The sequence below is a fragment of the Nocardiopsis sp. SBT366 genome (assembly GCF_001083815.1).
GTDB classification, from domain to species: domain Bacteria; phylum Actinomycetota; class Actinomycetes; order Streptosporangiales; family Streptosporangiaceae; genus Nocardiopsis; species Nocardiopsis prasina.
This window is the reverse complement of record NZ_LAVM01000131.1, coordinates 1-9,772: the sequence shown is the minus strand read 5'-3', so window position 1 is coordinate 9,772 and position 9,772 is coordinate 1. Positions and strand designations below refer to the sequence as shown.

At 70.6% G+C, this 9,772-nt stretch carries 6 protein-coding genes and 2 pseudogenes; 1 reads left to right on the top strand and 7 read right to left on the bottom strand.

The window, feature by feature from the left end:
* Together ADX84_RS24345 and ADX84_RS24340 are read right to left on the bottom strand one after the other, a co-directional pair.
* Positions 1–285, bottom strand: a pseudogene (locus tag ADX84_RS24345) (HNH endonuclease); the annotation flags it as partial.
* Between the two features lie 459 nt (positions 286–744).
* A complete protein-coding gene (locus ADX84_RS24340) occupies positions 745–1,491 on the bottom strand; it encodes an SDR family NAD(P)-dependent oxidoreductase (protein WP_049579651.1) in 747 nt (248 codons plus the stop codon).
* Between the two features lie 103 nt (positions 1,492–1,594).
* Here ADX84_RS24340 and ADX84_RS24335 point away from each other — a divergent pair, with 103 nt between their 5' ends.
* Positions 1,595–2,194 (top strand): TetR/AcrR family transcriptional regulator, encoded by a 600-nt coding sequence (locus ADX84_RS24335; RefSeq protein ID WP_049579648.1) that lies wholly within the window; start codon positions 1,595–1,597, stop codon positions 2,192–2,194.
* A gap of 264 nt (positions 2,195–2,458) precedes the next feature.
* On the opposite strand, the gene ADX84_RS24330 is transcribed toward ADX84_RS24335, so the two are convergent.
* The 5 genes and pseudogenes from ADX84_RS24330 to ADX84_RS26475 form a co-directional block, all read right to left on the bottom strand.
* The gene (locus ADX84_RS24330) at positions 2,459–4,276 is read right to left on the bottom strand and encodes an acyl-CoA dehydrogenase (protein WP_049579646.1); all 1,818 of its coding nucleotides are present in this window, start codon (positions 4,274–4,276) and stop codon (positions 2,459–2,461) included.
* A 163-nt stretch (positions 4,277–4,439) separates the two neighbouring features.
* A complete protein-coding gene (locus tag ADX84_RS24325) occupies positions 4,440–6,128 on the bottom strand; it encodes a thiopeptide-type bacteriocin biosynthesis protein (RefSeq protein ID WP_049579644.1) in 1,689 nt (562 codons plus the stop codon).
* A complete protein-coding gene (locus tag ADX84_RS24320) occupies positions 6,125–7,522 on the bottom strand; it encodes a hypothetical protein (protein WP_049579642.1) in 1,398 nt (465 codons plus the stop codon). The genes ADX84_RS24325 and ADX84_RS24320 overlap by 4 nt, the downstream gene beginning before the upstream one ends.
* On the bottom strand, positions 7,474–9,276 hold the full coding sequence (locus ADX84_RS24315; RefSeq protein WP_049579640.1) for a YcaO-like family protein: 1,803 nt from the start codon (positions 9,274–9,276) through the stop codon (positions 7,474–7,476). The genes ADX84_RS24320 and ADX84_RS24315 overlap by 49 nt, the downstream gene beginning before the upstream one ends.
* Positions 9,267–9,772: pseudogene (locus ADX84_RS26475) on the bottom strand (hypothetical protein); the annotation flags it as partial. The gene ADX84_RS24315 and the pseudogene ADX84_RS26475, both read right to left, overlap by 10 nt.

The window sequence follows — 9,772 nt, the reverse complement described above, 5'->3', positions numbered from 1 at the left end:
TTCGTTGAAGAGGGCTTGGGCCAGGCAGGCCAGGGAGCGGGCCTGGGCCGGGCTGGTCCCGAGGGCTTGGGTGATCCATCCGGCCAGGGTGCGTTGTCCGCCGACTTCGAGGAGGTTACCGGTGGCCTGGATTTGGGCCAGGCGCAACAGGATGGCGAGTGTGGCCTGGTCCATGTCCTGCCACAGGTGGCAGATCTCGTCCAGCACCCCCGCTACCGCACCAGCCGGAGGTACCTCAGCCAGAGCGTGGGTGACCTGTTCCCTCGCGTGGCGCATCGCGGTCACAGCGGGAGAGTGTCCCGCCATTACCGTGTGGTGCGCGAAGGAGAAGGTCATGCTTCCATTGTATGCGCGAATAGAAGAAAAGGGAATGGAAGGCAAGGTGGAATGTGACCTGGAATGCCAGGTTTCTTTCCCTTGTAAAGGGGTTGTGGATAACCCCGAAAACGGTGCCTGGGTGTGTTATGTAAAACGCCCCAGACAGTGAGCCTTTGCTGACCTGGTCATGCTCTGGCGATCAAGGGGTCTGGACTGCGGCGATGAGTTAGCTCTGCGCGGCGTCCCGCAATGCGTCCATGAGCCCGTGCGCAATCCGGATCCGCTCGGTTCCAGATGCAGGCCGACGACGGCCACGGACGGCTGGGTGGCAGAAGTGGCCCGGGAATCTGCCATGGAAAGGGGCCGTACTTCTGCGCTACCGTCGGCCGCGATCCGTGGCCGCTCGCCGTTTGCTGCTCGGTCGCGCTATGCGCCGTATCCGCCGTCGATCCTCAGCACTGCGCCGGTGACGTATGAGGCTTGCGGGCTGGCGAGGAAGACGACGCCCGCGGCGATCTCCTCCGGCCTGCCGTACCGCCCCATCGCCGTTGTCGGAAGGAACATGGGGGCGGCCGGGCTGTCTGCGGGGTTCATCTCGGTGTCGATGAACCCGGACTGGATGACGTTGACCGTGATGCCCCGGTGGGCCAGATCGCGGGCGGCGCCCCGGCTGTAGCCCTCGAGGGCCGACTTGGTACCCGCGTAGTCGCTCATTCCGGGGAAGCCCACCCGTGTTCCTACGCCCGAGCTGATGCTGACGATCCGCCCGCCGTCGGGCAGCAGCGGGAACGCCGCTCGGACCGCGGCCACCACACTGGTGTAGTTGATGGCGAGCTGGCGGTCGAAGGCGGCCTCGTCGGCGAGCTCGCTGTCGATCGGGGCACCGACGGTGACGCCCGCGTTGTTGACCAGAATGTCCAGCTTTCCGAAATGCTGGACCACGCTGTGGATCAGGCCCGCCGCCTGCGCCGCGTCCGCCTGGTCTGCCTGGAAGGCCGCCGCACGCACTCCCTTCGCCTCCAGGTCGGCGACCACGGCCTTGGCCTGATCCGCCGAGGACGAGTAGCTGATCGCGACGTCGGCTCCCTCGTCAGCTAGCGCCAGCGCCGAGGCCGCCCCGATTCCTCGCGACCCGCCAGTCACGATCGCCACCTTGTTGTCCAGCTTTCCCATGTACTTCCCACTTCCCTGGGTACGACGTGCCACGGAGTTCTTGACCGTTCGGTCCACCATAAGCATGGTGGACCGAACGGTCAAGAACTCGTATCCTGTTCGCATGGCACGTCCGCGATCGTTCGACGAGAAGCAGGTACTGAACGCCGTCCGTGATCAGTTCTGGGAGGCCGGTTACGCCGCGACCTCGCTGGAAGACCTGATGCGGGTCAGCGGGCTGGGCAAAGGCAGCCTGTATGCGGCGTTCGGCGACAAGCGTCAGCTCTTCCTCCGGGTGCTGCGCAGCTACACCGACGACAGCCATGGCCATCTTCGGGAAGCCCTCGCCGAGGCTCCACGGGCCCTGGACGCACTGCGCATGCTCCTCGAGGCGCCGATCGACGACCCGACCGGCGCCGGCACGCGGCGGGGCTGCCTGATGGCCAACAGCACCTGCGAACTCGGTAACGCCGATCCGGAAGTCCTCGACCACGCCCACCGCACCTACGAGACGTCCACCGCGCTGATCGGTGACTGCGTCGCCCGCGCCCAACGCGAGGGCGACCTACCGGCCGGAGCGGATCCGATCGCACTGGCGCGGGCCCTCCTGGCCGCGCAACAAGGGATCTTGTTCATGGGCCGGACCGGGCTGGACGCGGCCACACTGACCGCCACAGCACGCTCACTCACGGCTCAACTCCTGCCGGACCCCTCCGGCGACTGAACCGGCAGCCGCGACACGGGCCCGAACGGCACAAGGCCTGGGGGCTCTCTTTGCCTCGCTGCCGCTTTTCGCTCGCGACATTGACCGGCCGCGACACGGCTCCCGAACGGCACGGACCTGGGGGCGCCGTTTGCCTCGCAGCCGCTTTTCGCTGGTGACAGTCACCAGCCGCGACACGAAGCACGATCCGAGGACCCTGGGAACAGTGGAGGGGCGGGACGATCGATCGTCCCGCCCCTCAGGCGCTTGCGGCCCTCCAGAAGGCTAGAAGGCCTCCTCGGGAACCTCCATGACGCCCAGGTTCACGCCGTTGGCGATCTTCAGTTCGGACTCCACACGCGGCAGGAACTGCTCGGCGAAGAAGCGCGCGGCGGCGATCTTGCCGGTGTAGAAGTTCCTGTCGTCGTCGCTGGCGCCGTCGAGGCTGTTGAGCGCGATCTCGGCCTGACGGAGCAGCAGCCAGGCGAAGACGACGTCGCCGAAGGCGAAGAGCAGGCGGACGGAGTTCAGACCGACCTTGTAGAGCTCGCGGGAGTCCTCGGCGGAGCTCATCGCGTGGCCGACCATGAGCTCGACCAGCTTCTCGACCTGGCCCAGGGCGGTCAGCAGGAGGGTGCGCTCCTCCTTGAGCTGGCCGTTGCCGGCCTCGCTCTCGGCGAAGGCCCTGATCTCGGCGGACAGCTTGCCGATGGCCTGGCCACCGTTCTTCACGATCTTGCGGAAGAAGAAGTCCTGGGCCTGGATGGCCGTGGTGCCCTCGTAGAGGGTGTCGATCTTCGCGTCACGGATGTACTGCTCGATCGGGTACTCCTGGAGGAACCCGGAGCCGCCGAGGGTCTGGAGGGACTCGGCGAGCAGCGCGTAGGAGCGCTCCGAGCCCACGCCCTTGACGATGGGCAGCAGGAGGTCGTTCATGGCCTCCAGCTCGGTGACGTCCTCGCCCTTGGAGTGGGCGATCTGGATGGCGTCCTGCTGGGTGGCGGTGAAGATGACCAGCGAACGCATGGCCTCCACGTACGCCTTCTGCGTCATGAGGCTGCGACGCACGTCCGGGTGGTGCGTGATGGTGACCTTCGGGGAGTTCTTGGGCCCGGCGAGGTCGTTGCCCTGCACGCGGTCCTTGGCGTACTCCAGGGCGTTCAGGTAACCCGTGGACAGGGTGGCGATCGCCTTGGTTCCGACCATCATGCGCGCGTACTCGATGACGAGGAACATCTGGCGGATGCCGTCGTGCTTGTCACCGACGAGGTAACCGATGGCGGGGTGCTTGTCGCCGAAGGTCAGCTCACAGGTGGTGGAGGCCTTGAGGCCCATCTTGTGCTCGACGTTGGTGACGTAGGCGCCGTTGCGCTCGCCGAGGGAACCGTCCTCGTTCACCAGGTACTTCGGCACCAGGTAGAGCGAGAGGCCCTTGGTGCCGGGGCCGGCGCCCTCGGGGCGGGCCAGCACCAGGTGGAAGATGTTCTCGGTCATGTCCTGCTCGGCCGAGGTGATGAAGCGCTTCACACCCTCGATGTGCCAGGTGCCGTCACCCTGGTCGGTGGCCTTGGTGCGGCCGGCGCCGACGTCCGAACCGGCGTCCGGCTCGGTCAGCACCATGGTGGCGCCCCAGCCGCGCTCGATGGCCTGCTCGGCGAACTTCTTCTGCGCCTCGTTGCCCTCGGAGTGCAGGATGCTCGCGAAGCCGGGACCGGCGGAGTACATGTGGACGGAGGGGTTCGAGCCCAGGATCAGCTCGGCGGCGGACCACACCAGGGAGCGGGGGGCACCGAGGCCGCCGAGCTCCTGGGGCAGGTCAAGGTTGTACCAGCCGGCGTCCATGTAGGCCTGGTAGGACTTCTTCAGGCTCTCGGGGAGGGCGACCGTGTTGGTCTTGGGGTCGAAGACCGGCGGGTTGCGGTCGGCGTCCTCGAAGGACTCCGCGATGACACCGGTGGCGAGGCGGTTGATCTCGTCCAGGATGGTGCGCGCGGTCTCCTCGTCCAGCTCCTCGAACGGGCCGTCGCCCAGTACGTCCTGACGTCGGAACAGCTCGAAGAGGTTGAACTCGATGTCGCGCAGGTTGCTCTTGTAATGCGTCATGGACAGCTCCGCTGTGTCTCCCTGGCCGCGGTGTCTGTACACGCGGATCTACCGACTAGTAACAAGTCAATGTTACTACTCAGTAGAACAAGATGCCAGTGGCGGTGGACACTTGTGTCCCCAGGGGTAGGTAAAGGTGTCGTCCGTCCAGTTCCGGGGTTGCCTAGGTACCCAGGGGCAACAGGGTCAGCACCGTGCGGTCCACGCCGTCCAGGTGCAGCAGCGCGTTGGCCGCGTCGTCGGCGAACCCCGAGACGACCAGTGAGCGCAGGCCCAGGGCGGTCGCGCACAGGGACATGTTCTGGGCCACGTGACCGCACTCCTGGAGCAGCAGCCGCAGGGCCCTCTGGCCGTATCCCCGCCGGAGCCTGCCGAGATCGCCGACCAGGAGGACCAGCGCCCCCGTCGTGGACGCCTCCACTCCGGGGCGGCCGTCGGCGTGTTCCCGGAGGAACGGTGAGAGCTCGGTCAGGCGGTCGATCTCTGGAGGCCCGTCCGCCCGAAGCAGGCGGTGGCCCTCGGGCCGGTAGCGGTAGACCCCCGGCTCCAGGCCTGACACCTGCCGTGCCACCACCCAGACCTCCGTGGCGTAGGCCGCGCCCGGCGAGGGGTGGGTGCGCGGCGGCAGGTGGCGCCCGGGCTGGTCGGCGCGGTCACGGCTGATCCCGGCACCGTGGCCGAGCAGCGCGGAGAGGTCGGCCAGCTCCAGGTGGGAACCGAAGTCACCGTGGTCGCTGTTGCGCTCGGCCAGAACCCGGCCGAGGGGCGCGGTGAGCGGGGCGGGTTCGGGGAGCGCCACCTCGGGTGCCTCCGACGCACCCTCGCGCACTTCTTCCGGAGGGACCTCGCGGGGCAGGTGGTCGCCGGCCATGGTGTCCGGGAGGTACTTGCTGGCCTCCAGGTAGTTGCGGTCCGGGGACCCGACGCCGGGGTCGAAGTAGTCGCCCGGCGGCTCCCAGCGGGGGTAGGCCAGCGAGAGGAGCCAGGCGATCCGGCGTTCGTCGTCGATGTCCAGCCCGAGCCGGTTGTGCGTCATGTGCAGCAGGGACCAGACGATCCGGTCCAGCCCGTTGGCCAGCCCCTCCTCGGTGTCGATCCGCCTCAGGCGCGCGACGGTCTCCCGCAGGCCCCGGTTCCACAGGTGGTGGGTGGAGGAACCGTCACCGGACACCAGTCGCTCCACCTGGGGACGCCGCTGCAACCACCGGGCGGGCGAGGAGTGGAACAGCCGCTCGGCGTCGGCCCGTGCCTGGGTCCCGCCGCGCGCCACCTCGGCCGAGTAGTCCCAGGTGGCGTAGTACCCGCGCGCCTGCCGCACCGCCGTCACGTCGTCGAACCCGAGCGCTCCGAAGGCGAGGGAGGTGAGGTCGACCGCCACCACCTGCCGCTGGTGCTGGTGGGGCGCCGACCTCAGGACGGCCAGGGCGATGCGTGTGCTCACGGCGAAGAAGTCCTCGCACACCTCCAGGGCGCGCGGCCCGCCGTACCGCTCGGTCTCGGGCTCGTACACCGCCTCCACCACGTCGCCGTCCGCGTGCCAGCGGGCGGGGTCGGCCTGGGGGAGGTTGGCGTAGTAGGTGCCGCTGTCCAGGTCCAGCGCGGCCCCCGAGGTCTCCTTGGCGAGCGCGCGCATGCGGTCGGCGAACGCGGCGACGGCGTCCGGTTCGGCGTCCAGGAACCGGACCCGCAGGTGGGGCCCGCCGTCCCAGTAACGGAGGAAGAACCAGGAGGCGGCGCGCCCCGTGGAGACCATCCCGTCCGCTTCGGGGGCCAGGTGCTCCAGGAGGAAGGCGTCGATGTCGGCGCCGCTGCGGTGGAGGTACACGTACACGGCGGACCAGGTGCGGGTCATGGGGTCTCCGGGGCGGCGTCGACGGGGGTGTCCATGTAGGTGCCGCGTTCGGCTCGCACCCACAGCTGGTAGACGGGGGTCTGTTCGGGTTCCAGGCCGAGGGCGAAGGCCCAGTCGGCCTCCGAGTAGTTGCGCATGGGGCGGGCGCACAGGTCGGTGGCGGCGGCCCCGAGGCAGCCCCACTGTGTGATCCACCCGAGGAGGGTGTGCAGGACGGTCTCGGCGTGTTCCGGTCCGAGGGCACGGGCCCAGGCGGGGAAGTCCACGGTGAGGGTGTGGCCGAGGGTGGCGGAGAAGTTGGTCTCGCCGGTGCGGGGCGCGGGTCGGGAGGGCCCCTCGGTGCCGTCTGGGTGGAGCTCGCGCACGACCCGGTCGTCCACCCGGTCCCCCTCCAGCGCGTGCTGGTACAGGCGCAGGGTGCGGGGATGGGGGAGGGCGTCGTGGGCGGCGGCGAGTGCCCGCGTCAGCCCGGAGTTGATCGTCGATCCCTGGCTCGGGCTCACGTACGCGCTGGTCACCAGGTTGGCTGTGGAGACCCCGCTGGTCCGCTCGTCGAGCCAGCGGCGCAGGGTTCGACCGGGCGGGGCGACGGTCGCCGCCACTCGGGCGGTGGCCTCGGGGGAGAGGACCACCCCGCTCGGAGCGCTGGGGAGTGGGGCGGTGGTGCGCGGGGGCGCGGTGTCGAGGGTGAGGGCGGCGACCGCGGTCATGCCCTTCGGGAGCAGCTGGGCCGCCTCCGTGCAGGCCGGGTGCGCCGGGTCGGGGTGGGTGTGCGGTCGCAGCCCCGCGCGGGTGAGGGTCAGGCCGAGTGTGGCCAGGAGGTGCCCGGCCTCCAACCGCGCGAGGGAGGGCCGCAGCCTTCCGTACTCGGGCGGGTACCGGTTCTGGTCCACCGCCACCACCAGGCGGGCCCCGTCCAGGTCCGCGGGGGCTCCCGGCCCCCCGACCGGCTGGAGGGCGTGCGACTGCGGGTCCACCCGCAGGCACCACGCGGCCCCCTCGGGCGGGAGCAGGAAGAGGTCCGCCCCGAACAGGCCGCGCGGCGAGGGGTAGGCGCGGTGGACCGGGTACCGGTCGGCCGCCGAGATCCGGCGTACCCGCACGGCCTCCACACACGCTGCGAGCAGGCGCTGAGCGGGTGGCCAGCCACCGCCGAGCGCGGTCGCGGCGGCGTCCAGGTCGCGCAGCGGAGCCAGCGCGGGCAACGGCGGCCGCAGCTGTCCCGGGACCGGCAGGGCCAGCCCGTTCGACGGTTCGTCGCCGAAGAACAGCGTCTCGACCTGGGTCACGTCCTTGTCGTGGGACTGCGCGTGGAAGTGCGCGAGCGCCTCCTCGAATCCGCTCCTCACGGGAACGGGTGCGGATCCGGGTACGTCCTGCCGGGCGCTTCCCATGGAACCCCTCCCTCGAACAGCGCGGACGCTCGGGTCAGCCGCTCCAGGGAGCGGGTTCGGCGGTGTGTGTGGCCGAAGGTCATCGGCAGGGCCCCGGGCACGATCACCTTGACCGCGCGGGTGCCGGTGGCCGCCGTGTACGGGGCGCTGCTCTGGTCGACGACCACCACGTCCAGGCCGAGCTCGTGCACGGCGGCGAGTCGGGCGCGCAGCACCGAGGCGAGGTCGGTTCCGGCGAAGGAGGGGGGCCGACCTTCGGTGAGCCGGTCCAGGGCCACTTCTCCGCTGGGGTGTTCCAGGAACTCCCACATCGGACGGGCCTCCCACAGCCCGTGCAGGCCCGTGTGGTCCTCCAGGGTGCGTACCAGGGTGGGGTCGTCGAGCATGGGCCGACACCGATCCACCGAGACGGACGGGCGCATCCGCACCCACTTGGGGTACATCAGCGCGTTGGTCGCGGTCTCCTCCACCGCCGCCATGAGGGCGCGGCGCGGGTCGAGGTGGGTGCCGGTGGCCAGGCTGAGCGCGGGTGCCCGCCCCGCGCGGACCACCTCCTCGGGGGCGGTGACCGTCGCCAGGACGGTGGGTATCCCCAGGTCGGAGGTGAGGTCGAACAGGCGCAGGGTGAGGCCGCGCTCGGTGAGCAGGTCCGTGAGGTGGGCCAGGTCCGGGTCGTCGGCCCCCTCGATGAGTCGTAGCCGGGTGCGTGAGTACCAGGCGAGCAGGAACGCGTCCCGCTCCACCACCTCGAACAGTCCGTACAGGACCGCCTCCGCGAGGGTTCCGCCCACGGCGCAGCCGTTGGACGACTCGTACAGGAAACGTTCCTCGGCGCGGCCCGCGTGCCAGTACGCGACGTGTTCGGGGACCAGGACGCGGCGGCGCTCCCGGGTGGACCATCCCCACACCCAGGTCGTGGGGGTGTGCGGGGTGTAGGGCACGGGGTCGAACGAGGGGTGCCCGTACCACTCGGGTTCGTGCAGGCCGAGGCGTGCGGGGTCGACCGCGTCGTCGGCGACCTCCGCGTAGGAGCCGTGGACGGTGGCGGCGCCGGTCAGCCGTCGTCCGCCGGTCACCCGCTCCACCCCTTCGAGGAAGGCGGGGATCTCACTCGCGGTGAAGCGGGTGGAGCGCCCGTAGCCGCCCTCCCGGGACGCGTGTCCGGGGGCGACGGTCTCGCAGGTCATGAGCGCCAGTGGCGACTCCTCGTCGCGGTAGACGTGCGCGACGGGTCCGAACCGGAAGTCCAGCAACCGGTCGCGGAGGTCGTCGCTGTCCATGGCACGGGTGCGCAGGGCGTCGCCGACGACGGGCAGCGGGGCGGTGAGTTCGGGGGTGTCACCCGGTACCGCGACCGCAAGCCCCTGGCCGTCGGGGAAGCAGTGCCCGCAGGAGGGGTGGGGGACGAAACCGTGCCGGGTCACCTCCCCGGTGCGACAGTCCAGCGCGATCAGGCGAAGGCGCAGGTCGGCGGGCTCGGTGGCGGCGGCCAGGGCGGAGAACACGTCGCGCCACAGAGTGAGGAGGTGCTCCGGCGCCGGTGGGGCCGGGGTCAGTTCGCCCTCCACGTCGGCGCGCCAGAGCCCGGCGCACCGGGCGCAGCCCGCGGCACCGTCGGGGGTCCACGGGCCGAGGATCGCCAGGGCGCCGCTCATCGCGGAGTGCAGGACCCCGCCCGCGACGCGCACCGTGTGCGGACTGTCGAGGGTGGCGCCTGAGGGGAGAGGCCGGTGGTTGTCGGGGGTCAGGTCCACGCGGCCACCGCCGAGTGCACCCCGAGGTCGCGCCAGGTGTCGGCGCCCTCGGGTGCGTCCACCCGCACCTGTCCCGTCTCCCGGGCCCACCGGGCGAGGGTTCGCGTGCCGGTGGCGAGGGGTGGCAGGAGGGCGTCGGGGGCCTCCTCGGCCAGCCGCACGCGCGCGACCGCCTGGAGCAGGGCCTCCTCGACACAGGTCACGGGGTCGGGTGCCGCGCTCGTTCCCAGCGGATCTCCTTCCGAGAACACACGGGCCCGCCACACACCGGTGCCGTCGAGCTCCTGGAGGGCGAGCTCAACGGGCACCCCGAACCGCAGGGTGAGCGCGGTCCACAGACGTCGCGTGGCGGGGGACGGGGACGGCGGATCCACGTCCTTCCAACGGTCGTCGGGTTCCTGGAGGACGAGGTCGCCCACGGCGGCGCCGATCGCGGCGGTCGAGGTCAGGCCCAGCCCGTGCCCCGTCCCGGGCCCCGCCGTACGTGCCTCCCCGT